This is a genomic window from Streptomyces silvae (assembly GCF_016745505.1).
GTDB classification, from domain to species: domain Bacteria; phylum Actinomycetota; class Actinomycetes; order Streptomycetales; family Streptomycetaceae; genus Streptomyces; species Streptomyces silvae.
This window is the reverse complement of record NZ_JAERUC010000097.1, coordinates 1-23689: the sequence shown is the minus strand read 5'-3', so window position 1 is coordinate 23689 and position 23689 is coordinate 1. Positions and strand designations below refer to the sequence as shown.

At 69.5% G+C, this 23689-nt stretch carries 24 protein-coding genes and 1 pseudogene; 10 read left to right on the top strand and 15 right to left on the bottom strand.

The window, feature by feature from the left end; translation table 11 throughout:
* Window positions 1–5: 5 nt before the first annotated feature.
* Window positions 6–3464, bottom strand: coding sequence for a WD40 repeat domain-containing protein (locus tag JKV81_RS14940; RefSeq protein ID WP_202076352.1), 3459 nt, complete (start codon window positions 3462–3464; stop codon window positions 6–8).
* Window positions 3465–4257: 793 nt separating this feature from the next.
* On the opposite strand from JKV81_RS14940, the gene JKV81_RS14935 reads away from it, so the two are divergent.
* On the top strand, window positions 4258–5109 hold the full coding sequence (locus JKV81_RS14935; protein WP_202076351.1) for a hypothetical protein: 852 nt from the start codon (window positions 4258–4260) through the stop codon (window positions 5107–5109).
* 96 nt (window positions 5110–5205) lie between these two features.
* On the opposite strand, the gene JKV81_RS36705 is transcribed toward JKV81_RS14935, so the two are convergent.
* Window positions 5206–5445: a helix-turn-helix domain-containing protein gene (locus JKV81_RS36705; RefSeq protein WP_307820543.1), complete on the bottom strand. Its 240-nt coding sequence runs from the start codon at window positions 5443–5445 to the stop codon at window positions 5206–5208.
* Window positions 5446–5566: 121 nt separating this feature from the next.
* On the opposite strand from JKV81_RS36705, the gene JKV81_RS36540 reads away from it, so the two are divergent.
* The 5 genes and pseudogenes from JKV81_RS36540 (at window position 5567) to JKV81_RS14905 (ending at window position 10604) form a co-directional block, all read left to right on the top strand.
* Window positions 5567–6922 carry a hypothetical protein gene (locus tag JKV81_RS36540; protein ID WP_307820542.1) on the top strand — a complete coding sequence of 452 codons (1356 nt, stop codon included), beginning with the start codon at window positions 5567–5569 and terminating at the stop codon, window positions 6920–6922.
* A 443-nt stretch (window positions 6923–7365) separates the two neighbouring features.
* The gene (locus JKV81_RS14920; RefSeq protein WP_202076350.1) at window positions 7366–7905 is read left to right on the top strand and encodes an HAD domain-containing protein; all 540 of its coding nucleotides are present in this window, start codon (window positions 7366–7368) and stop codon (window positions 7903–7905) included.
* Complete coding sequence (locus tag JKV81_RS14915; protein ID WP_202076358.1) at window positions 7905–9059, top strand: site-specific integrase; 1155 nt, start codon at window positions 7905–7907, stop codon at window positions 9057–9059. The genes JKV81_RS14920 and JKV81_RS14915 overlap by 1 nt, the downstream gene beginning before the upstream one ends.
* Window positions 9060–9121: 62 nt before the next feature.
* Window positions 9122–9583, top strand: a pseudogene (locus JKV81_RS14910) (hypothetical protein); the annotation flags it as partial.
* Window positions 9584–9938: 355 nt separating this feature from the next.
* Window positions 9939–10604 (top strand): hypothetical protein, encoded by a 666-nt coding sequence (locus tag JKV81_RS14905; protein WP_202076349.1) that lies wholly within the window; start codon window positions 9939–9941, stop codon window positions 10602–10604.
* Between the two features lie 718 nt (window positions 10605–11322).
* On the opposite strand, the gene JKV81_RS14900 is transcribed toward JKV81_RS14905, so the two are convergent.
* The 3 genes from JKV81_RS14900 to JKV81_RS14890 form a co-directional block, all read right to left on the bottom strand.
* Window positions 11323–12090: an HNH endonuclease family protein gene (locus tag JKV81_RS14900; RefSeq protein WP_202076348.1), complete on the bottom strand. Its 768-nt coding sequence runs from the start codon at window positions 12088–12090 to the stop codon at window positions 11323–11325.
* Between the two features lie 211 nt (window positions 12091–12301).
* On the bottom strand, window positions 12302–12640 hold the full coding sequence (locus JKV81_RS14895; RefSeq protein ID WP_202076347.1) for a DUF6233 domain-containing protein: 339 nt from the start codon (window positions 12638–12640) through the stop codon (window positions 12302–12304).
* A gap of 77 nt (window positions 12641–12717) precedes the next feature.
* The gene (locus JKV81_RS14890; protein ID WP_236056686.1) at window positions 12718–12996 is read right to left on the bottom strand and encodes a DUF8825 domain-containing protein; all 279 of its coding nucleotides are present in this window, start codon (window positions 12994–12996) and stop codon (window positions 12718–12720) included.
* 132 nt (window positions 12997–13128) lie between these two features.
* Between JKV81_RS14890 and JKV81_RS14885 the strand changes: the two genes are divergently transcribed.
* A complete protein-coding gene (locus JKV81_RS14885) occupies window positions 13129–13338 on the top strand; it encodes a hypothetical protein (protein ID WP_202076346.1) in 210 nt (69 codons plus the stop codon).
* Between the two features lie 71 nt (window positions 13339–13409).
* Here JKV81_RS14885 and JKV81_RS14880 read toward each other — a convergent pair whose 3' ends face one another.
* Window positions 13410–13616, bottom strand: a complete 207-nt coding sequence (locus JKV81_RS14880) for a hypothetical protein (RefSeq protein ID WP_236056683.1) — start codon at window positions 13614–13616, stop codon at window positions 13410–13412.
* A gap of 197 nt (window positions 13617–13813) precedes the next feature.
* Window positions 13814–14188, bottom strand: coding sequence for a hypothetical protein (locus JKV81_RS14875; RefSeq protein ID WP_202076345.1), 375 nt, complete (start codon window positions 14186–14188; stop codon window positions 13814–13816).
* A gap of 503 nt (window positions 14189–14691) precedes the next feature.
* On the opposite strand from JKV81_RS14875, the gene JKV81_RS14870 reads away from it, so the two are divergent.
* Both JKV81_RS14870 and JKV81_RS14865 read left to right on the top strand, forming a co-directional pair.
* Window positions 14692–15015 carry an STAS domain-containing protein gene (locus JKV81_RS14870; RefSeq protein ID WP_202076344.1) on the top strand — a complete coding sequence of 108 codons (324 nt, stop codon included), beginning with the start codon at window positions 14692–14694 and terminating at the stop codon, window positions 15013–15015.
* A 98-nt stretch (window positions 15016–15113) separates the two neighbouring features.
* A complete protein-coding gene (locus tag JKV81_RS14865) occupies window positions 15114–15392 on the top strand; it encodes a hypothetical protein (protein ID WP_202076343.1) in 279 nt (92 codons plus the stop codon).
* 61 nt (window positions 15393–15453) lie between these two features.
* On the opposite strand, the gene JKV81_RS14860 is transcribed toward JKV81_RS14865, so the two are convergent.
* From JKV81_RS14860 to JKV81_RS14825, 8 genes are all read right to left on the bottom strand, one after another.
* A complete protein-coding gene (locus JKV81_RS14860; protein WP_202076342.1) occupies window positions 15454–16119 on the bottom strand; it encodes an HNH endonuclease family protein in 666 nt (221 codons plus the stop codon).
* 151 nt (window positions 16120–16270) lie between these two features.
* Entirely contained in the window at window positions 16271–17464 is a 1194-nt protein-coding gene (locus JKV81_RS14855) for a winged helix-turn-helix domain-containing protein (RefSeq protein WP_202076341.1), read from the bottom strand.
* Window positions 17461–18741, bottom strand: a complete 1281-nt coding sequence (locus tag JKV81_RS14850; protein ID WP_202076340.1) for an MFS transporter — start codon at window positions 18739–18741, stop codon at window positions 17461–17463. Before JKV81_RS14850 ends, JKV81_RS14855 begins: the two co-directional genes overlap by 4 nt.
* Window positions 18741–19481 carry a hypothetical protein gene (locus tag JKV81_RS14845; RefSeq protein ID WP_202076339.1) on the bottom strand — a complete coding sequence of 247 codons (741 nt, stop codon included), beginning with the start codon at window positions 19479–19481 and terminating at the stop codon, window positions 18741–18743. Before JKV81_RS14845 ends, JKV81_RS14850 begins: the two co-directional genes overlap by 1 nt.
* A 126-nt stretch (window positions 19482–19607) precedes the next feature.
* The gene (locus JKV81_RS14840) at window positions 19608–20663 is read right to left on the bottom strand and encodes a YncE family protein (RefSeq protein ID WP_202076338.1); all 1056 of its coding nucleotides are present in this window, start codon (window positions 20661–20663) and stop codon (window positions 19608–19610) included.
* 57 nt (window positions 20664–20720) lie between these two features.
* Window positions 20721–21416 (bottom strand): TIGR02466 family protein, encoded by a 696-nt coding sequence (locus tag JKV81_RS14835; RefSeq protein WP_202076337.1) that lies wholly within the window; start codon window positions 21414–21416, stop codon window positions 20721–20723.
* A gap of 305 nt (window positions 21417–21721) precedes the next feature.
* A complete protein-coding gene (locus JKV81_RS14830; protein WP_147982271.1) occupies window positions 21722–22033 on the bottom strand; it encodes an ArsR/SmtB family transcription factor in 312 nt (103 codons plus the stop codon).
* Window positions 22034–22050: 17 nt separating this feature from the next.
* Window positions 22051–22926 carry a YncE family protein gene (locus tag JKV81_RS14825; protein ID WP_202076336.1) on the bottom strand — a complete coding sequence of 292 codons (876 nt, stop codon included), beginning with the start codon at window positions 22924–22926 and terminating at the stop codon, window positions 22051–22053.
* Between the two features lie 345 nt (window positions 22927–23271).
* On the opposite strand from JKV81_RS14825, the gene JKV81_RS14820 reads away from it, so the two are divergent.
* On the top strand, window positions 23272–23689 hold a 418-nt coding region (locus JKV81_RS14820; protein ID WP_202076335.1), incomplete at its 3' end, for a VOC family protein.

Below are 23689 nucleotides of genomic sequence, written 5' to 3'. Positions count from 1 at the left end.
TTCGGTCACTTCTCCTCGGCGCACAGGTCGATGTATGGATGGCGGTCGCCGATGTGTTCGTCCCACTCCTCGATGCTGAGCCCCTCGCCGCCGGTCCATCGGCAGATGCTGCGGTTCCAGTCGATGCCGCCCACCCTCCACAGATTCAGCGGGCCGGCGGCGTTGTCGGTCCGGAACGACCGGGTGACGGCGCCGAGCGTCCGGTCGTCCGGCGACCAGGACAGTTTGATGACGTCCCCGTCCCCGGTCCGGGGCAGGGCGGGCATGGCTTGGAGCCCGGTGGCGGTGTCATGGACGAGGACCTGGTCGGCGAACCCGGTGGCTGTACGGCTGCCGTCCGGGGAGAGCGCCACCGCCGTCGCCGAGGTGGTTCCACCGGGCAGCCGCAGCGGGGAGCCGGTCTTCCGAAGTCCGGAGTCCAGATAGCGCACGGTGTTCCCCCGGACGAGCAGCGCGATGCGTGAGCCGTCGTGGCTCCAGTCGAAGCGGTAGACGCCCCGCGCGGGCGATGTCCGGACGATGCCGGGATCCGGTTCGGTCAGGTCGATCTCGACGAGTCGCGCACCGGCTTCCCCCGGTCGTTCCAGGGCGACAGCCCGGGTGCCGTGCACCTCCAAGCCGATGCCCGCCGCGAGCGTCACCGTCTCAAGCTGCTTCCATGTCCGGGTGGACCACATCGTGACCGGACCGGTGACGTGCCGTGCGATCAGCAGGTCCGCTTCCGGCACGAACCGCACCGCGGTGACGACGCGTTCGGCCGGAGGGAGGTCGCTCTCGTCGATGCCGGACGGCCTGAGACTACGTAGCCAGGTGCCGTCCCTGCGCCATACGAAGACTGTGCCCCGCCCCTCGTACTGCCCTGAGGCGGCGACGTACGCGGAGCTCATGTCCACGTCGTTGACGTAGGAGCCTTGGGACCGATAGTCCGTGACATGCGGCCAGTCGGACGTGTCGGCGCCGGACGTACCGTCCTGAGTCTGCGGCTGGACCGTGTACAGCCCATCGGACGTGCTTTCCGAGAAGGACGTGAGCAGAAGCTGGCCGTCCGTACCGAATGCCGCTGCACTGGAAGCCGGCGCTGTGGCGCGGCCGAGCGGTCCGGAGCCGTATCCGAGGACATTGACGCGCCCGCCGCGGCCTGCCGCCACCACCGTGAAACCGGCTCCTACCGCAGCCGCGTTCGCAGGGCCGCCGCGAGGCCGTTCCAGTCCGCGGCTGCTCGCGGCGTCGTTGCCCGTCCCGAGCGGCACAAGGACGGTTCCGGCATCCGAGGCGATCACCACGCTTCCGCTGTGCTCCACCATGGCATGGGGCGTGTCCGCCAGTCCTCCGACGGGGAAGCTGAGTTGCCGGCGCCGGGCGCGGTCCCAGGCTTGGACACCGCCGGAGGTGGCCAGCACGATGAGCTCGTCGTTCGCCCCGATCCGGGAGGCGGTGCCCTGGACGTCGCCTTCCTCGATCTCCACGGCGGCCTTGTGACGGTCGAGACCGACCGAGAGCACACGGTTGTTCGTCAGCAGGAGAACCACCCGCTCCTCCGGAGGTTCGCGGTCGGGACGTGCGCCGGGGCTGAGGGAGACGGCCGCGTCCACCACGACACGGCGGCCGCCCGGCATACCCAGATTCCCCATCGCGTCCAGGCGCCGACAGTCGGTCTCTGCCCGGGTCGTGGTGTCGTACTGCGTCATCGTCCCGTCATCCCGCACCTCGACGAGGCGGACTCCGCTCTGGGTGAAGGCGGTGGCCACCGGCCGGCTGTCCGATCCGGCACACGTGGGGGCATCGAGCGGGCCCAGAGGCACGGGGACGTCGTCCAGCGCCTCATACAGTCGGACGGACATGCGGTCACGGGCGGCGAGCAGACCGCTGGCGTCGTTGAGAACAAGCCCCCCGACCTGCCCGGAGACCTTCCCCAGCGCTTTGCCGCTGCGCAGGTCCCAGGACTTGACGTACGGGTCGTCCCCGGTGGTGTACACCCGGCCGTGTTCGTCGTCCACGGCGACGCTGTCCACCTCTACGGGACTCGCCTGCCACGAGAGTCGGACCCCTGTGTTCGTCTCCAGCACGTCCCGCATCGCCTGCACGGCCCGGGGAGTGTCCGGTCGGACCCGGTTGCCGGCGAGACCGAGCAGACCTGCCAGGCGGGGATCGGTCTGCCGGAGGGACAGGGCCTCCGCGGCGAGATCGGCCGCGAGGGCCTTGTTCGCTTCCTCGTCGCCCGCCTTCGACTTCACGTAGGCCACGCCGCCGAGCACCGTCGCGACCACCGTGACCAGGGCGAGGAGGATCCGGCCCCAGCGCAGCAGGCCCGGGCCGTCGACGGTGCTGGCCATTTTGGCCGCTTCCCGGACGGTGGAGGCGTCGAGCAGGCGGGCGGACACATCGCCCTGCCACGCATCCTGCGCCGCTTTCCTGTCCATCGTCGGGACGACCACGTTCTGACCGTTGTCCGCCGCCCTCAGCTTGCGGTCGTAGCCGTCGACTCCGTCGAGCTTGCCGGCCGGTGTCCCGTCGAGTGCTCCGACCAGCGCGGTGCGTGGGTTGAGCCGCCTTACCCTGGGCAGTCGGGACCGTCTCCCCGCCTGCCGTTTCGCCTCCCCGATGAGCACGGCGAAGGCACAGCCCAGCGAGCGGTCGGCCACCATTCCCACGACGCCGTCCGGGCTGGTGAGAGACCACAGCAACGTCCCGCCGACGTCACCCCCGGCCGCGGTCCAGGCATCACGGAGAGAACCCCTGAAATCGGAGTCGCCACGGAATCCCGACATCGTTCTCGGGTCCGGCACCAGCGCTGACGGCCCCTCGGGCAGGACGGACACCGAGAGAGTCGCCCGAGCACCTTCGCTGACGCTGTTGAACAAGACGTTCACCTCGGCTGTTCGCCGAGGCTCAGGCAGGGCGCCGTCCAGCGTCAGCGACGACAGCAGCACGGACAGAGCGAGATCCCGTTCGTCTGTCGCCAGCTCCGCCAGAAGCCTGCGTATTCGGGCCGCGTGCCCGGGGGCGGCGCGGTCGAGCAGGGCGGTGTATGCCTCGCCCGAGCCCTCAGCCGTGCTCGCGAATGGGAGGTGCGCCTGGCAGTGCCGCAGCCACAGGAGGCCGGTGCGTAACTGCTCCGCGGCGCACTCGGCGTCGTCCACCAGCGCGAGAGCCATGGCGGCGGACGCCCTCAGGGCCTGGGCAGCGGCCGGTTCGTCCTTGGGAAAGGGACCCACACCCTCCAACGCGCGGACGCACGTGGCCGTAGCCGCCCTGGGGGCCAGGAGCTCGTGCACCTGGGTCTGCTGGTCACGCAGCTTTCGCAGCACGCCGATGTCCTCGGCGGCTACGCATGTCCGGACGAAGGCGAGAGCCGGCTGTTCGGGATCGAGAAGCGCGCGCCGAGCGGCCTTCCGCTCGGCAAGCGGCAGCCGCGACCGTAGTAACGCACCGACATCCACCATCGCCGACGTCTCGTCTGCCACCAATGCCCCCTCGCGCGCGGAAGGCTGCATGTGTGTCTGCTGCCGAACCCGTCGGGACATGATGTCAGCAGGACATGCGGATTATCAGAAAGACGGTGATATCCGGATGATGGGCGACCCACACGTGGCCTTCACCGCGGGGCGCTGTCGGGGGAGAAGCGCCCCGCGGTGAGAGGGCCCGAGGGGGCGCCCTCTCACGCGTGGGCCTGTGTACCTGGGCGCCGGTGCGGTGGTCGCGGTGAGCCAACCCCGGTTCGACTGCTCCCCGAGGACGCGCTCGCTTCCGGCACACCGTTCACATGAGCTGCGACGCGAACCGGGGCGACACCGCTCGATTTTTCTGACGTGAGACTCCAGCGGAACACCCAATGCCGGGTGGGGGCGTTGCAGGCCAGGAGCGATGTAGCTGAACCCACTGCCAGCTGTCATCGGCTCCAGCCCGCCCAGAACTGCAGAGTCGCCCGGAATCCTCGCCGGGGCCCGCTCCGTGGAGCGGTCTTGTCGCGCTACGACACCATCACAGGGCGCCGGCCGACCAGGCAAGCTGCTGACGGACTTCCCCGCGGGCGCCGACCAACGCCGAGATAACAGCAAGAAGCATGAGCCCATCCCTGGCGGGCCAGGCGCCCGTTCCGAGGAGCAGGGTGGGGCGTGATGACCGTACCGGACCGGGATGTTGCGATTCGGTTCGACACGGACCTCTACGAAAGCTGCAGCAGAAGGGGAAGGAGGTTTAGCGTAGCTTCTTGCTGTTATCCAGAACATTGGAATCAGGATCCGTACGCTGGGGCGCATGCCCCCCAACCGCACCCGCACGGCTGACGCCTCCACCGCGATCGGCCACTTCCTCGAAGCGCTCGAAGCCCGCGGGTACGCGTACGAGACTCGACGGCTGCGCGCCCACTTCCTCAACGAGTACCTGGAGCACGCGCTCGGCGAGCAGCAGACCACAGCGCTCCCCGTCGGCGAGCTCATGGACCTCACCCGCGCCGAAGCGTGGCTCGCGGCTGCGGCCACCGGCCGGACCCGCAGCCGCAACACGCTCACCGGCCCGGCCGCCGCGGCGGCCGGCAACACCCAGCGCACCCGCATCCAGACCTGGAACTCCTTCGCCGAACACCTCAGCCTTCCCCTGCGCCTGGAGATGCCCCCGGCCGACCACGGCGACTGGCTCGACCCCGAGGAGTCCCAGAAGCTGCTGCGTACCCTCGCAGTGAAGCGCCCCGTCGGCTCCAACGCCGCAACCGCGATCCGCACCGCCGCAGTGGCCGCCCTCGTCGCCGCGACCGGACGCTCCGTCCCCGACCTCCACCGTCTGGACGTCACCGACGTCGGCCTCGAGCACCGGCCCTTCCCCCAGATCCGCCTGGACACCGGCCCCCACCCGCTCGACAAGAACACCGCCGACATCCTGCGCCGCTGGCTCAAGGTCCGCGCCGGCATCACCCAGCAGCTCGAAGGCACCGACCCCGGCTACCTCTGGATCCCCACCAAGCCCGGCCGCCCCCGCGGCGACGAGGAACCGCCCAAGCCCGGACTGACCCGGGCCGCCGTACGCACTCTGCACTCCGCCCACCGCAACCTCGTCCTGCAGGTCTTCGGCGCACCGCTGCGCCCCGGCGCGCTGCTGCTGTCCCGCCCGTGACGGAGCGGCTCACTGTTCGACAGGCCACGGCCCGGACCCGGTCGGGGTGTCGTTAACGAGCGGCGAACCAAGTGACAAGTAACCCGCCGGTAGCTTTCAGGGCTTCGCCGCAGCGGTCTTCTTCGGCTGGCGGGGCACGGTCTTGGTCTTGTCGAGGTGTCCGTAGACCGTGGAGCGGGGGACGTTGAACATGTCGGCAATCTGCTGGACGGTCTTCTCGCGAGCGTCGTAGAGCTGCTGGGCCAGTTCGGCCTGGTCCGGAGTCAGCTTGGGGCGGCGCCCGCCGACCCGGCCGCGCGCCCGCGCGGAGGCGAGCCCGTCGTTGGTGTTCGCCACGATCAACTCGGCTACCTCATCGCCCGCTCGGGCATCCTCGACGACCGCACGGCCGACCCGGCGGACTGAAACCGGCCCTCCTCCCCCGTACAACCATCCGCGGATCTCCCCTGTCTTGCCCGTGAAGAAGACGCTCATCGCCTCCGCCGCCGCACTCGGCGCGCTCGCCGCCGTCACCGGCCCGGCCGCGGCCCCCGCCGCGGCCGCCTCCGACGCCCTGTGGCTCTGGTCCGACCCGTACGAGATCACCCTCGCGGGCCCGTCCGAGGACGGCTCCCCCGCACCGTCGCAGTCGCTGACCGTGCAGATCAGCCACGACAACACGACGACCACCGTCCCGGCAGGCACGCTCACCGTCGACGCCTCCGGAGTCGCCTCGTTCGCCGAGGTCACCTGGCCCGCGAACTGCCGCCCGGAGAACGAGACCAGCGCCGTCTGCACCACCCCCGAACTCCCCGGCGGCGCCAACGCCCCCGCCGCGCGGATCGGCCTGACCACCAAGCCGGGCGCCACCGACGGCAACGACGGCTACGTCCGCTACACCGCCCAGGCCGGCGGCATGAACGCCTACCCGGGCGAGACCTACGTCGCCGTCAACGACGGCCCCGCGCTCGGCCTCACCCAGGCCGAGTACCGCAGCGGCATGGCACCCGACCAGCCCTTCGACTCCTCCGTCGTCCTCGGCAACCAGGGCAACCGCACCGCCGACCGCACCCTGCTCACCGTCTTCACCTCCCGCGGCATCCGCCTCGGCATGTCCGTCCCCTCCAACTGCGAGTCCACGAACGCCGTCACCGGCCGTACGTTCCTCTGCGTCCTGGACGAGCGGACGACCCCCGGCTCGTACCACTCCCTCCCGCTGAAGTTCCGCACCAAGGACATGGCCCTCTTCGACCGCGTCGACTATTCGGCGCAGCCCTACTCCGAGCAGGCGCTCGCCGAGGCCCGCGCCGGCCGCGCCTTCACCCCGGGGGCCGGCCCGGAGCTGAACCTCACCCAGGCCGCCGCCCCCTCCGACGAGCTCCAGCCGTACCGCAGCTTCACGGTGAAGACCGTCAACCAGGCCGACTACCGGCTGACCGCCTCCACCGTCTCCGGCGCGGCCGGTGACACCGTCCCCGCCGCCGTCACCGTCCACAACGCGGGCCCCGCCTGGGTCGCCTCCCTCGGCGCGGGCGAACCCGCCGCGACCGTCGACATCGGCATCCCCGCCGGCACCTCGGTCGCCTCCGCCCCCGACGCCTGCTGGTCCCAGTCCGAGACCCGCTACCGCTGCAACACCCCCATCTACCTCACCGAATCCGGCAAGCCCGCCACCCACACCTTCCCCTTCACCCTCCACATCGACGAGGTCATCCCGAACGCCACCGCCCGCGCCGCCATCTACAACGACGCCTACGAACCCGCCGTCCGCACCTTCGACCCCGACCTGACGAACAACACGGCCACCCTCACCGTCAACCCCTCGACGAACTGACGCACGCCCCCTCCGGCTGCCCGGCACGACCCCTGCGCCGGCCCAGTACGAGCCGGGCAGCCGACCCCCACACCGCCCCGGTGACCACACCCGCACCAACACGTGGGCGACTGGCCCGCCCAGAGGGCGGAACGGGCGGCACGGGCGGGCCAAAGCGCCGAGCGCCCGACGCCGCCCACCCCCGCCCCCACACCCCATCTCTGGCAGATAGTCCGGAACAAAACAGTTCGACGAAGCACCGGGCGTCCATGCTCAGTCACAAGTCCTCCCGGTCGCGAATGCGGGCTCATCCTCGGAATCGCTCCCACAGCAGAACCGAGCAGCTGATCACGTTCCGCAACTCGACCTGCAGAATGCGCCCCTGGCACAGTGTCCGGCGAACTCATCTCGCAATCACCCACCTATAATTTCCCTTGTACGTGGCTGCTTCGCTGGGAGGGCTCATGGGGAACGAGGGGGACAGGCGTCCGCTGCTCCTGCTCGATGTGGACGGTCCTCTGAATCCGTACGCTGCCGGACCGCAGAGGCGGCCGGCGGGGTACAGTACCCACCGCATGCGACCGACCGGGTGGGAGAACCCGTGGGACGAGCCCCTGCGGGTCTGGCTCAACCATGACCACGGCGCTGACCTCTTGGCGTTGCCCTACGAGCTCGTATGGGCGACGACGTGGAAGAGCGAGGCGAACGACTGGATCGGTCCGCACCTCGGCTTACCCACGCTTCCCTTCGTCGACTGGCCCGTCATGACGCCGCAGCAGAATGGCCGACTGCACTGGAATACACGGGCGTTGGTCGCGTACGCCAAGGGGCGCCCCTTCGCCTGGGTGGACGATGAGCTGGGCCCGGAAGACCGGGAGTGGGTCCGTAAGAACCACTGTGCTCCGGCGCTTCTGCATCGGGTGGACCCGCGCCTGGGCCTCCTGCCGGACGACTTCGGCGCACTGGCGAAGTGGGCAGCAGACCAGGAGCAGGTGACAGCGTGATGGAGCACGAGGCCGGCGCGGAGGTGGTGGACGCGGAGCTGGTGGAGGAGGGCCACCTCCCCGCTCCGATCCAGCCGCGTCCGGCGGCCCGCCCGGTGGTCGACCGGCACACCATCCTCTATCCCGGCCAGGGGCTCCCCACCGAGGCCGACCAGCCCACGTACACCGAGCGGGACCTGTACGTCTCCGAGCAGACCGCCGAGCGCCTGGAGAACCAGTCCGCGCCGAGGAACACCAGCGCCAACTACCAGTCCCAGCGCAACAAGTTCGCCGCCTGGTGCTCCGAGGAAGACCGTGTCGCCCGGCCGTGCACCACCGCCACCTACGTCGAGTACGTCGCCCACCTCATCGAGCTGGGGCGCTCCCCGAACGCCATCAACGCCGCCATGTCCGCGATCCGCACCTGGATGCCCGAGGACCAGAAGCCCGGCACGAAGCAGGCCCGGGGCATGCTGAACGAGTACAGGAAGACATGGGCGAAGCGCACCGCGGTGCGGAAGGCGCCGCCGATCACGGACGAGCTCCTGCGGGCCATGGTCGCCACGTGCGATCTGCGGACCATCGCGGGGCGTCGCGACCGGTGCATGCTGCTCCTCGGCCGGGGCGCCCTCAACCGCAGGATCGAGCTCGCCGATCTGTCGATCGCCGACGTCGCGGTCGACGACGACTTCGTCACCCTGCACATCCGGTCCTCCAAGACCGACCAGGAGGCCAAGGGCGAGCACACCGACATCCCCGCCGAGGACGACCCGCTCCTGGACCCCGTCGCAGCCGTACGGGACTGGCTCACCGCCCTCCACCACCTCGGCGTCCGCGAAGGCGCGTTCTTCCGGGCCCTGACCTCCCGCGGCACCCTCCAGAACCGGGCCGTCGCGAAGGAACGCGGGGACTACGTCAGCGGGGACGCCATCAACGACTGGGTCCGCAGCCGCGCCCACAAGGCCGGCGCCAGGAACTGGCAGCAGATCACCGCCCACGGGCTACGCCGCGGCGGGGCCCAGGTCATCGCGGAGGCCGGCGGGGACCCGACGAAGCAGGGCAGGTGGAAACCGGGCTCTGCCGTCGTGAAGCGGGAGTACCTGGACCGCGCGCAGTCCAGAGCGGAGAATCCGTGGCTCAAGGTGCAGGCGAAGCGGCGTGGGGAGCCGGCGTGAGGCCCGCATCTGTCAAGGGAAACGGGGGTGCGTCGGGTCGGTGAGCCAGGAAGCATGGCGGGGTGGCTGATCTGCTGTGGGATGACGTGAAGTGCTTCTTCGACCCTGACTTGATGGGGTCGTTGCCGGATGTTCGTGTCCCGGATGCCTCGGTGGAGCACTGGCAGGCGGACCTCGATCTTGTCGTGGAAATGGGCTGGAAGTGCCAGTACTCCGAGGGAGAGTCGGTGCTTTCGGTGCCCAGGGCAGAGGCCGTGCTGTCCCGACCGGCGGATGCCGAGTGCCCCGATCTGCGGGTCTGGCCGGTTGCCGGTGTGCTGGCGATTTTCCGGTTCTATGCCGATGACGAGATCGACTTCGACGTCGACCTGCGGGAGTTGCAGGGCCAGGAGCGACTGGATGTGTTCTGCGGCTTCCTCCGGGAGATCGGGCGGCGGTTGGGCAAGCCGGTGCTGATGGACCCGGAGGGCAACTATGGCCACCCGGTGCTCGGCTTCGATATCGAGGCCGAGCGAGTCGTCCTCTCGCAGACCAGCAGGTCAGGTGACTACGGCCGTCGGCCGAGATTCGTAGAAGGTGCCGTCGCGGAGCATCGCAAACAGGACGTCGGCCCGGTAGCTTTATCGAGCAGAAGCGGCGCCTGGTCGAGATGCGCGAGGAACGGGAGCTGGCCGGGACGCGGGCATGGAATCGGCGCCCGTACGGCGGCCACACCGACCAGGAGGTGACCAAGCTCATCGCGACCGGGCCCGTCGGCGCCCGGCGCGAGGACCGGGCCGCGGCCGCCGCCGAGGAATCCGAGAAGGCGCTGCTCCAGGAGATCGCCGAGACGGAGGCCGCCGACACCAGCCTGGGCCAGATCGAGGTGGCGCCATCTACGTGCTGCTGGACCAGGCGGACGAGCACCTGGCCGCCGCCCGGATTGAGCAGGCCCGGGAGCAGGCTGCCGCCGAGGTCGCCGCGACCGCCGACGAACACCTTCGGGTCCTCGGAGCCGCTGACGGCAAGAGCCGCTTCGCGCTGCGCATGGCGGGCACCTCCCGCAAGGAGCACACCCAGCTGACGAAGCAGGCAGAGGCGGACCGGGCAGCCGCGTGGCGCGAGGGTGCCGACGCCCGGGTCGCCGCCCGGCAGGCCGCCGCGGACGCGTGGAAGGTCCTGCGGGACAGCCCGCACGTCAGGGTCCTCGGTGCCGCCGAGCGCCAGGCCCTGGACGCGCCGGATCTGCAACAGCACCGGGTCGCCCGTACGGAGCGGGGTGTAGAGCAGTGCCCGGAAGCCGTCGAACTTGGGCTGGGCCGCCATCCGGCCGGGGCCGAGTGGTGGGAGGGTCGCGCGGGCCTGCGCGAGCATCGGCTCCACAGGCGGCCTCAGGGCCACACTGGGCTCCCTCCAGGTCGGTCTGGTGCCTGGTGTCAGGAGTCGGGGTGCGCGTCCGTCTGGAGTCTCCACGCAGCCCCGGAGCAGCCCTCCGGGAGAGGCGGGAAGCGGTGCCCCTTCACGTCGGTACTCCAGTGGTGGCCCGCGCCGCAGTCGCACTCGTAGATCCCGCTCTCCGGCACGATCTCGCCCGGATGCCACGTCTGGTTCTCGCTCATCTTCCCTGTGTACGACGCCCCGCCGCAGGCCGCGACTCCGGGAGGCGCCCGGCACTGGAACTGGCCAGGCCTCGTACGCCACCGAGGCCGAAACGCAGCACCCAGAAGTGGTCGGTCATAGGGTGAGTGGTTGGCACGGCCTGCTGGCCGAGCGTCGAAATGGACTGCGTGAGGTGGGGGAAGAGGGCGAGCCCATTCGGGACGCCCTCTTCTCGCGTGCGTGGCTATCACCCACGCCAAAGAGGAATGCGAGCATCGCCAGCGCAACACCGCCTGCGGCCAGAGCCTCTATCGGGTTGCCGTTCGTGGTGGTGCCCGCGGTGGGCTGCTGGTTGTTCGTACGGCGATAGACGAAGCAGGCGAGCGCGAAGATCAGTGCGTTCACCGGAGAGATGTACAGGTTCACCGAGGCCCTTAGGTCCACGGGGCCCTGATAGCAGGGGCCCCTTGCGAGAGGTACGAACCTCTTCGGTGGGGGTATTACTCACGTGTCAACTGCGACGTTTCGACGTCATGACGTCATCCGAAGAGGTTTTTTTAAAACCTCCCGGGCCGCTGGGCTCCAGGATCCTGCGGTCCGCGCTGTGCACGGGTCCGAGAACTGCTCGGAGAACCGAGCGTAGCGGACTCGGGCGCCTCGTTGACCCGCCCTGACTTTCGTGTTGTTACGGGGCGACTTCGTACTCCACCACGGTGTCCGGGCAGTCGCCGGCGAGCTTCTCCAGCGCGGTCTGCTCCTTCGTGTCGATGGTGAGCTTCCAGCGGAGCTTGGTGGCGACCCAGTCGGAGGCGTAGGTGCACTGGGCTGCCGCGGTCGGCGGGAGCCACTGGGCGGGATCCTTGTCGCTCTTGGACCGGTTCGACTTGGCGGTCACCGCGACCAGGCTCCGCTCGCTGCCGAGGTCGTTGGCGTACTGCTCACGGCGGTCCGCGGTCCACTCAGAGGCCCCGGAGTCCCACGCCTCGGCCAGGGGGACCATGTGGTCGATGTCCAGCTTCTTGGCGTCGCTGACCTCCACCTCGTCGTAGAACGAGGACCAGGACCCGCCGGTGATCGCGCACCGGTCTCCTTGCTCGGGCTTCGTGACGGCTTCGGCCAGGAGCACCTCGCGGCGGGTGTCGCAGCCGTCGCCGTCCTCGTCGATCCAGTGGTGGAAGGAGTCGCGCTCGTACCCGGTCCGGCTCTCCTCCCCGAGGGGAAGCAGCGCGACCGCGTCGCTGAGCGGGGTCCCGCTGCCGCCGGCAGGGGCGCCAGGCACGGCCGCCCCTGTGGCGGACGCTGTAGGACTGGCGGGCTTGTCGTCGGGGTCGGTGGTCGCGGCGGGGTTGCACGCGGTGAGGCAGACGGCGAGCAGGGTGGTGCTGATCAGGGCATGGCGCGGCGTGATCACGACGAGGAACTCCGGCTGGTCAGAGGACTGAAACAGCCTCATCGTCCCAGAGCGCTACCCACGGTGACAGGGGGTCAGGTGTTCACGTGGTAGTCCTCGTGAGGGCGGACCGCTGCTCACCCGGCCCCAATCTGGGTGTCAAGGCGCCGTCGCCCCGGGCTCACCACGACAGGTCAGCGGGACCGGTTGCGCAGATTGCGCATGGGGGCAGCGGCGCCTTGACTGCGTAGGGAGCTGGGAGCAGACCGTCGGCTCAGCTCAGCAGTCCGGTGTCCGGCCAGCAGATCTCGCACGGCTGGATGTCCGGCTCGGCCAACGCGACCATCGCGTCCTCACGGCTGATGTACCCGGCATCCGTCGGGTACAGGGTGCAGTTCCCACGGTGCAGCAGGGCCGTGGCGTTGGAGCGCTGCGGCTGGATCTTCCACCGCTGCGCGGCATACGCGGCCGCGCGCCGCCGGCGCTCCTGCTCATCCTGGACCTGGAGCTCCCGGATCCGCTTCCTCACCTGCCGCAGCTGGAACTCCAGCCACTCGGCCACAGCCTGGTTCTTCTCCAGCGGGGTCGGCTCCCGGTGGTCCGGCTCGGACACGGCTACGCCTCGGCCGGCTCGTGGGCGTGCTTCAGCGCCATGCGGGCCGCGACCAGGTCCCCGACTTCGAGGCTTCCCTAGAACCGGTGCGTCGTCACAGCTCTCGACAGATCCAGCAGCTCGGACCGGAACCGGGCGATCTCGGCCTGCTGCTCCTCGGTGTAGCCGGGGCTCTCGCCCTTCCGCGACCGGTACTCGGAGTGCAGCTGCTTGGGGCCCTCCCACCCGGGCATCGGCTCGGCCGACCACGGCAGATTCCTGGCGTACTCCTCGTACGCGGCACGGGTCTCCAGGAGAGCGAGCTGAGCGTCGCGGAGGTCCTGAGGGAAGGCGAAAGCGGGGGCAGTCCTCGGCACCCTACAATGCTACGCGTGTTCGAATATCGGATGCGAACGGCACGCCGCCCCGTGCGCGGGTGCACTCGAATGCGACCGAGCCGCCAGCGCGCCTGGCGTGCCGGGACCGGCGTGGAGTCGCACCCTGGAGAGGTGAGCGCGCCGATAGTCATCCACCGCCCCTCCCCGACCGGCGGCCGGCGGGTCACCATCCGCGGGCAGATCGCCGGACTCGCCTACGAGGATCACGACGTCGTGGAGTTCCTGCGGCGGGCCGGGCTGCCGGACGCGGAGCAGCTGCTGGACCAGCCGGAGTGGGTGGAGTGGCGGGGCGGGCGCGCGCACACGTACGCGGCTGCGTAGCCGCAGGCTACGACGCGAAGACGCCCCGTCCCCGGCAGCTCCAATGCCGGGGACGGGGCGTTTCGCTGGTCTCAGGCGGCCCAGCAGATCGAGGAGACGTTGCTGTACGCGTCGTACTCGGATCCGAGGTCCTCGATGATGTCGCCCCAGACGGCATCGAGTTCGTCGACGTCGTCGTTCATCCAGGCGTCGACGGCGCGGTCCCAGACGCCGCGCACGGTGATGCTGCGGCTGGACAGGTCCCGCTGGTGCCTGCTCTCTACGCGGGACTGGTCCACCGGTTTGATCTCGCGGTCAGCGCTCAGCCAGCCAGCCGCTTAGCGCCGACCCGCTGCGGCTCCTGGAGGTACCCCCAACCGCTTCCGGGCGTCGCAGCACCAACCCCCCGCCCCAGCGCGGCGCCTGTCTGACTACAGCACGACGGCGCCCGTCCCAGATCCACCAGGGGCGGGCGCCGTCGTCGTGCGTACGGTCCTCAGCGCTTGATCGTCACGCACGGCATCCGGTCGTGGCCCTTGAACTCCAAGCACACCTTCGAGCGATGCGGGAAACTCTTGTCGATCTTCCACGCCGTGTACTCGAACCGGTGGCCGCCGGCCTCTTTGGAGTCGGTGTACTTCCACCCCCGCACCATCCGGACCCAGCTACCACCCTGCCAGAGGCTGACCCGGGCCTGCGCACCGGCCTCCCAGGCCGTCAGGGTCGCCCGGACCTCCCGCACCCTGAGACCTTCCCCGATGACGCCGATACCGACCGGCCCGTCGTCAGCGGTTCCACTGGCGCGCGCGGGCGCCTGTCCCAGACACCCCAGAGCCATCACAGATACCGCAAAGCACATGATCTTTCGCATGCCCTACCCAACGTCACCCACCCCATCAGGGCACCGGAGAGGCCGAGGTCTCACCCGTGAGAGCGACCAGCCCGCACGCATCGGCCGGCATGCCGGACCGGCGATCGCTCCTCGCCACCTCACCGTGCCCGTAACCGGCCCCCCGACCCCTCGTTACCTAGATCAAGGCGATGCAGATCTACCCCCGTGGCCTGCTCGCTCTCCGAACGCCCCGCACGTGTCACTGCGGGGCGTTCGACGTTACCCCCTTTCACCCTCACCCTCCCGGGCCGCGCGATGCGCCCGCCCTGGCCCTGGAGGTCCTCACTCGCTCTTCTGGAACGGCCGAGAGGGTGAGGCCGCCGGCGTTCCGAGTGTCGCGGGATCACGGGGCGGTGGTTATGGGGGACAACACGAGCACGGCAGGCCAGTAGGGCCGCCGCGCAAGGGTCCGCCCCACTGACCTGCCACAGATCCGGGGGGTGGCCGCCAGGACCCGTAGACCACTAGACAACAATTGCCGCATGACAGCTGATGAACCCACCCTTCCCCGGCGGCCCTCGACGCTGCCTGTCGTCGCCCCTACCGGCGAGCTCGACATGGAATCCATCAACCCTCTGGCGGTTGAGATCGAGACCGCCCTCGCCCAGCACGACAGCATCGTCCTGGACGCCAGCGGCATCACCTTCGGCGACTCCATGTTCCTCAGGCTGGTCCTGAGCACCCACAGCGAGGCCGACCTACGCATCGCTGCCCCCTCCCCCGCCGTCATCCGGCTCTTCGGCGTCGTCGGCGCTGACACCGTCCTGCGGATCTTCCCCACCGTCGAGGACGCGCTCGCCACGTAGCACCGGCAGGGCTGTGATCGGGAGTTCCGTGAAGATCAGGGGCCCGGCCGCCACCCTGTTCCCGCCGGGCCCCCGCTTGGGTCTGGCAGTCTGAGCGGATGACTGCTGAGCACACACGGCCCCGGATCTACTGCGGGGGTGGCTACGACGGCACCGCTCCTTACGCCGCTCATCCGGGTCAGGAGTACGTGGCGCTGGACGGCGGGCCGCTGGGCGGGCAGCTCCTGGACGGCACCGGCCTCACAGCCGAGGAACGCACGGCCGGCGCCTACCTGATCACCCCGCCCGACGCATACGGTCCGGGCGGGCGGACCTCGTACGCACCCACCTTCAGCCGTCCCGCCGGCCCATGGGTCTGGGAGGGCAACACACCCTGACCGCCCGCCCCTCAGGACGAGGGCCAGCCTCGCTCAGAACCTCTTCGAACGCAGTGGACGTCTACTTCCCGGCATCAGCTACGACTTCGTACGCGAGCGGCTGGTTGCCGCAGGTCTCAGCAAGGGTGGTGAGGGCTTCGGCTTCGGGCTGGTCGACGGTCAGGCCCCAGCGCAACTTGGTGGCGACCCAGTCGGCTGCGTACGTACAGCGGGCGTCGGCGAGCGGCGGGAGCCAGGTGGCGGGGTCCTGGTCGGCCTTGCTGCGGTTGGTCTTCGCGGTGACGGCAACCAGGGAACGCTCGGCGTCCAGGTCATTGGCGTAGGCCTCACGTCGGGCCGGCGTCCACTGCGAGGCACCGGAGTCCCATGCCTCGGCGAGGGGGACCATGTGGTCGATGTCCAGGCCGCCGGGCGCGGTGAGGGTGAGCCCGTCGTAGTACGAGTACCACTCCCCCGCCGTCACCTTGCAGCCGGCTTCGACGGTGGGCGCGATCCGCGATTCGGCGATCAGGACCTCCATGCGGGTGTTGCAGGAGTCCTTGTCGGCGTCGACCCAGTGCTTGAACGACGAGCGCTGGTAACCGGTGCGGGACTCGGCGGCGAGCGGAAGCGCCTGGACGCCGTCGGCAAGCGTGGTGATCTCGGCAGCCTGGGCCGGGGCGGCAGCGAGCAATGGCACGAGGGTGAGGGCAGCGGTGGCGAGGCCCCGCGCAATATTGGTGATCATGGTGCTCTTGTACCGGCAATGCGCCTGTGCAGGACGGCCGGAAGACCGTGACCTCACCCTGGTGGCTGGTAAGTCATACTGCCCCCGGCATCAGCATCCTTTCGTCGCCACGGCCGGGTGGCCCCCTGGGGCGTGGGCGAGCGTTTCTCGCTCAGCGACACGGTCCGCGACGGGCAGTGGTGCCCCGTCGGTCTGCAGTGCCCAGCTCCGTTGCAGAGCTGGGCAGTGGTTCACCGTCAGAAGCACCGACTGCGGTGGCCATGCGCGCGTACGCCTCGTTGAGTAGGTGGGGTGTTTCGGGCGGTGCGTCGGGCTCCATGGTCAGGCGCTGAATGGTGAGGGTCTGTCCGGTGCGGGCAAGGTCTGCGCGGGCGATGAGCTGGTCGTGGGCCAGAAGGGGGCAGACGTAGTAGCCGTGGATGCGCTGGTGGGCGGCTTTGTATGCCTCCAGGGCGTGGATGAAGCCGAAGAGGCGCTGGGTGCGGAGCCGGTTCCAGATCAGGTTGTCGAAGGGGCTGAGGAACACGGCTTGCTCTCCGGGCGGGCCGGTCCCGATGAGGGCGTCAGGGTGAACCCAGGTGGGCTTGGACCAGCCAGGGACGGCGGCGGGGCGGAGCGGCGTGTGCGGGATGTGCTGGGTAGCGGTGCGGGTAGGGATGCGGAGGTAGTCGGCGAGGTCGCTGGCGGTGGCGATGCCTAGAGCACGCCCGGCGTGGGTGAGCAGGGCGGTGAGGCAGTCGTCGTCGGTCTGCCTGTCGGTGTGCAGATGGGCGGGGAGGTGCCGTTCGGGGAGGTCGATGATCCGCTGCCAGCTTGGGGTTCGGCGGACGCAGATGAGGTCGCCGGCCCACAGCATGAACTCGACTGCTTGTTTGACCGGCGCCCATGACCAGCCACCGCTTGCCTTCTCGCCGGCCGGGCGCAGTTCGCGCTGGGTGAGGGGGCCGTGCTCGCGGATCAGGTGGAGGATGCGGTCGCGTTCGGCGGGCGGGGGGTATTCGGGTCGGCGGCGCGATGCGCGGCGGCGGAAGGCCCAGAGGGGCCAGTCGTTGAGCGGGACCAGGGCGTGGGCATGGGCGGGGTACTCGAAAGCCACTGGTGGGGGTGCGATGTGCAGGTCGGCATCGACCGCGGCCGTGGTGGTGTGGGGAAGGCGGCTGGTGAAGGTGAGCTGGTGGGCCCGGGCCAGGGCGTTGATGGAGTCGAGCTGGACGATACGTAGCCGGTCGAGTACGCCCTCCACAGTCGGCTGCGGGAGACGGGGGTGGATGCCGCTCGCGGCGATGGCCAGGCGCCGTGCCTCGGCAGGCGAAAGGTCGATGGCGGCTGGCGTTGGTGGGTTCATGCGCCGGCCCGTACGTCGCCGGCCTGCGCCGCGGGCGTGACGGCTTCGGTGGCGGGTGGTGGTCCGGTGGGTGTGGCGGGGGTGGGCAGGAGTGCGGCGGTCAGTAGGCCGAAGGCGGCGCAGCCGGTGAGGACGGTGAGCGCGGTGGTGAAGTGCTGTTGGGCGGCGAGGGCGCCGATGACGGTGGCGGTGATGCCGTTGGAGACGTCGGTGCTGGCGCCGATCCAGGTGTTGGCCTCGGTGCGGACGTCGTCGGTGGCGTGCGCGTCGACCAGGAGGAAGGCGCTGATGAACAGCGGGGTGACGAAGAGGCCGGACAGGAGCAGGAGGGCGCCCAGAGCCCAGGGGGGCCGGGCGAGGAGAAGGAAGCAGCCGGGGAGGGCGAACCCTGCGGTCAGCAACCGGTAGAGGGTCCACAGGGGGATGCGGTGGGTGGGGAGGACGGCGTAGAGGAGGCCGCCGATGACGCCGCCGGCGGATGTCGCTGCGAGCAGAGGGCCGATGAGGGCCGTGGCGTGCTCGTGCTGGCTGTAGGCGGGCACGTAGATGCCCATCCCGCCGAAGAGGCAGCCCATGACGAGCAGCGGAAGCATGATCATCAGGATGCGGGGCTGGGCGAGTGGCCCCAGCCACCGGTGCGCACGCTCTGCCGTCCCGGTTCGCACCGGTGCGGCAGGGGCCTTGGTGAGGGTGAGCCCGTAGGCGCGGGCAGCGGTCAGGTAGAGGGCGATTACCAGCACGAGCGTGGCGGCCGCGGTCTGGTAGGCGGTGACGGGGCCGAGGAAGGCGATCAGGGCTCCGGCGGTGAGCGGGGCGGCGACGAAGCCGGCTTCCTCCAGGATGCTGTCGGCCGAGTGCACGGCTTTCAGGTCCTGCGGGCTGGTGACCAGGCGGCGCCAGGAGGAACGCAGCGCCGCGTTCAGCGGCGGGCTGCTCATGTTCGCTGCGAGGACGAGAAGGAGGGTGGTCCACCAAGGCCAGCGGGCGGCGACGCTGATGGCTGCCGTCGCGGTCAGGATCATGGCGCAGGCGCCCATGACCGGGAGTGCGTGCCGGTGTCCGGCCCGGTCCAGGAGGCGGCCGCGCAGCGGAACCATGAGGGCCAGGACGAGGGTGGTGCTGCCGCCGACCAAGGCGGCGCGGGCGTAGCCGTAGCGGTCCGCCAGCGCGAGGAGCAGAGCGATGGGCAGGGCCGCGGCGGTGGTGCGGGCGGTGAAGGCGAGAGCGAGGAGCGGGCCGACGGGCCGGCGCCCGAGCACAGCGAGGGTCTTGGTCATCAGGCTCCCGTCCCTGTCGCTTCGTTCGTGCCGGTGGTGGCTTCTGGCCCGGGCTCGGTTTCCGGTTCAGGGCCGGTGGTGTGGGTGGCGGTGGCGCGCAGAGTGTCGGCGTGGAGCAGGACCAGGCGGGCGACGACTTGGCCGCGGTGCAGGGTGACGGGGCGTGTGGGGCGCACGGCGATACTCATCCCGCCCCGGGACGTCATGGCGTTCACGGTCTTCGCGGCGATCACGCCCAGCGGTACTTCAAGGCCGTCCAGCGGCAGCGGCATGACCATGAGGAACGTGTGCTCCGGGACGCGGGCGGACCAGCCCAGCCTCCATTCCACCGTGCCGTGGCCGTTGGGGACGAACATGCCTTCCCAGCCGCCTTCTTGGCCGCGGTAGTCGCCCAGGTGCAGCCAGTCGGTGTCCCTGGTCGCCAGCCAGTCCTCGCCGCGCTGCCACAGGCCTGCCCGGCCCAGCCGGTGGCCGACTTTCTGGATGTTCTCCTCGGCGGGAACGGCGACACCCAGGTCGTCCAGGGGGTTCATCGTGACCGAGATAGGCGAGTGGATGCTCCATCCCAGCTCCTGGCCCAGAACCCACGGCGGGCAGTCGGCGGGAAGGCGCGGGACGCGCAGGTAGCGAAACGACTGCGCGTAGGCGTCGCGCTCCTCGCGCGCCTTGGCCCGGTCGACCCGGCTCTTGTCCGGCACCACCGCCCACGGCTGGAGCGAACGGAACATCACATCGGCCACGAGGCTCTGCTTTCGTACGAGGGCAGGAAAACGAGAGGGGCACATGCACGTGCATGTGCAGGTGGACTGAACGGGCGAAAAGGGGGCCGGGGACCGCGAGGGCGGTCTCCGGCCCCCGAGCGGGGATCAGGCCTGGATGTCCGCGCGCTCCAGACGGCGCTGACGCTCATCCGCGGGCAGGCTGTCGAGGTCGAACAGCACCACCGAGCACGGCCCGTACCCGACGAAGATCTCCTCGTACTCGAAGTTGCCCTCGTCCCGGTCCAGCGGCGCCGACTTCAGGTCGACCATCGTCAAGGAGTTCGGGGCGTGGTTGGGGTGGCCGGCCACCATCATGTTGGCCCGGGCGAAGTTCGTGATGTAGACCGTCTCGTCTGCCGGGTCGACCACGAGACCCCGCGGCCCCGAGCCGACCGGAATGCTCCGCGTCACCTCCAGGCTCTCCACATCGACGACCACGATGCTGTTGGTGTTCTCCACCGTCAGCAGCGCGAAGCGTCCGTCGTCGGTGAAGGCCACCGCCCGCCCGCCGTGCGAGCCGACCGGGATGTGCACCGTCTCGTCGGTCTCGACGCTGATGACCGTGAGGTAGTCCGCCTGCGTGTTGGCCACGAACACGCGACGCCCCGACGGGTCGATGGCCAGGCTGTAGGGGTGCGCCTCGCGGTCGACGAGGATACGGGCCAGCTCGGTGACCTGTTCCGGGTTTCCGCCGGCGCCGGAGAGCGCGCTGATGTCGAGCTTGCTGACGTAGCCCTCCCCCCACACGCAGACGTAGGCGACTTGGCCGTCGGCGGTGATGCCCATGTGGCGCGGGTCGCGGCCGGTCGGGATCTGGAGGAGCTCCACGTTCAGCTCGAGGTCCACGACCGACACCGAGTTCGAGCCCGAGTTGGACACGAGCAGGTAGCGTTCGCCCGGCACGATGCCCATGCCGCGCGGCCCGTGTCCGACCTCGATGCGCCGTACTTCCTTGAGCGTGACCGCGTCGATCTCGGAGAGGGTGTTCTGGCTCGTGTTGCACACGAAGCCGCGGCCGTCCTTGGTGAACTTCACCCCGCCGCGCGGGGCGTTGCCGACGGGGATCTGCGTGACGGTCCGGTGCTCGCCCGGGCCGGTCTTGGCCACGACCGAGACGACCCCGTCGTCGGTGTCCGTCGAGAACAGCTGGATGTTCCGCATGGTGCTCCCTTTTTTGGGGTTTATTTCCTGGCAGGCAGAAAGCTCGGCGAGAGTTTTTCAGTCAAGGGCGTAGTTCAGATTCCAGGCGATCGAGATGCGCGTCGATTCTTCATGGAAAGCGGGAACGGAATGCCGCAGCCAACCTGGGAAGATAACCAGTTCACCCGGCCTGCAGGTAACCCGGGTGCGGTGACTGTCGCCGGCCAGTGAAATACCGGAATCGAAATAGTCCACATTCGGCCTGGGGTCCAGAAAAGTGAGCTCGCACAGGTTGGGTGCTGCCACGTAATACACCGCCGAAAGGGCCGTGTTGGGGTGGAAGTGGGGCTCGTGCCGGTCCCCGGAGCGGTACACCGAGGCCCAGCTGCGGCTGGCCGCCACCCGAACCTGCCGGCCCCCGCCGTGCCCCTCGCCCTCCAGGCCGGCGGACCGCTCGAACGCCTCGGACAACGACAAGCCCGTCAATGACTCCACAAACCGGCCCGCCGCCGCGCACACCCAGCGGGTCAGCCTCACAGCCGGCTCACCGCCCCACTGGGTCAACTCGCCCGCTGTCTCCGTTTTGTACCCGAAGTCCTTGGACAGCGCCCCCGTTCGCTCCAGGATCCTCTCCGCCAGAGGGACACCCACTTCGCTCGCATGCGGAAACGAAATCCGAGCCACCGGAGTGGAAAACATCTGGGAAATTGTCGCCTTGGCGGAATTTCCGGCAGACTGCTCAGCATTCAGCTCTGCCGCGTCCCGAACAGGCATTAAATAACCCCCCTTAGCTCAGGCGGGCCCGATCTGGGGCGGGCACGCTCTGGAGAACGGCAACAGTCTGTTCCCGCCCTCGCCTCCGTGGCAAGCTATTCGATCCTGCTCAAAAACGGCGCACAACCCTAGCCTCCTGTCGGCCGTTCACGCGCCCCGAAAAGAGAATCCAAAGAAAGAAAATAAACCCCCCGGCGCGTCCTCCTTGGAGTGAAAACGAATGCGTCTCCGCATCAGCGATCACCCCTATCCCAGCAGCCACACCGAGCCAGTCGTGTCGCCTTCGGGCACGCGCGCGGGTTCGTTCAGGTGCAGGGCTCGGCGCCCCCGCCTCCGCTGAGCAAAACCTCGCCCGGCACAGCGAGGGAGTGGTGCACGCTTCCCCCGCTGCGCCGAGTCGTGATCAGTCCCGAACTCCTCAGGACTGCCGTGTGGTGGGAGATGGTGGCCGCGGACACCCCGATGCCCTCGGCGAGCTCGTTGGTTGTGCTGTCCGGCTGGTGGGCCACTATCAGCAGCACTGCCGCACGCGTGGGCCCCAGAAGAGCGGACAGCGCCCGGCGTCCGGGCTGCCTGCCGGACGGAGGCTGCGAGCCGGGAGGGGTGGGGCCGGCCATGAAGTTCCGCCTTTCCGTCAGCGCGGGGGGAGACACGCAGGCGCGGGCCAGGCGCCGGAATCGGAATCTGTGCAGCGGACCACCGTGAGGCTTCTTGGGGCGCTGCCCACCCGGACACTCTCGAACTGCGGCACGCCGTCCTCGTTGGACAGGTCGACACCGTCGAGATGAATCACCGCCAGGCCGCCCGTCAGGGGAAGGGGGCAGTACACGGTTCGGTCATCCGGATCGACCACGATTCCCCGGGGGCGGGGCCCCACCGGGATCAGCCGGGTCACCGACCACTCCATGAGGTCCACCACCGCGATCGCCCCGAGCCGTTCCAGCGTCACGAGCGCGAACCCGCCCTCGAGTTCCACCGCCCCGCTCGCGCCGCCCGGCCCGGGCAGGGCGACTTCGGCCATCACGTGGCCCGAGGCGAGATCGATCACCGGCAACCGGTCTGTTGTGCGGCACAACACCAGCGCCGGCCCGGAACTCGTCGGCAGAAGCGCGCGGGGCTGAGCGTGCGGGCCGAGCGAGGTGCGCCAGGCCACGGACACGGCGTCCGGGCGGCCGGGCCGAAGAGACGTCAGGTCGAGGGCACAGACCGATCCCGCTCCCTGTTCGCATACATACGCCGCCTGGCTGCCCGATGCCATCACGACCTCACGCGGTTCGCGCCCCACCGCCACCCGGCCTGCTTCCACGGCCCCTCTGATGTCGACGACGGAGACCGAGTCGGCGCCCGCGTTGCACACCAGCAGGTATTCGCTCTTGGGTACGAGAGCAAGGCTGCTGGGAGCCCAGCCGACCTTGATTCCGTTCAGCGTTCGGTGTCGGGTCAGATCGATAACGCCTACCGAGTCCGACACACTCGACGTGACGAAGACTTGCCCGTTGCTGCCCGCCACCACCGAGACCGGACCAGTGCTGCAACGGATCTCACCGGCTCCCTGGTAGGAGGAAGGCCCGTACTTCCGTACAAGCGCAAGGCGGCTCCCGGGCGGGTCCACCGCGCACAGCAGGACCGCCACCACACCACACCCTCCCCGCCAGCGCCTGGCCCCGGCCGCCGGTGCCAGGCTGAACCAACAGCACAGGCAGGGCATACCACCGAAAACCATGTACCAGTCATGTAAAAGGTGAACTGTCTTGATTCAATAGATATATGACTGATCCTGCGGTCCCGTATTAGGAGGCAATAGCCCGGTATAGGCTGCCTACTCCACCCAGCCGACGGCCCCCAGGAAGCCACCATGCCCCCCACCGAACCCACCTTGCCGCCCCCAGCGGGAACCCTGCACCACGTCGAAATCTGGGTCCCCGACCTCCCACGCGCCACCACCGAATGGGGCTGGCTCCTCGAAAGCCTCGGCTACACCCTCCACCAGACCTGGAACAACGGACGCAGCTGGCGCCTGGACCACACCTACCTCGTCTTCGAACAGTCACCAGCACTCACCCACCACCAACACGACCGCTGCGCACCCGGCCTCAACCACCTTGCCTTCCACGTCCCGACCGCCGACGAAGTCGAAACCCTCACCGAGAAGGCACTCAGCACCGGCTGGAGCCTCCTCTTCCCTGACCGGCACCCTCACGCCGGCGGCACCCACCAGCACGCCGCGTACCTCGAGAACACTGATCACTTCGAGATCGAACTTGTCGCCACCC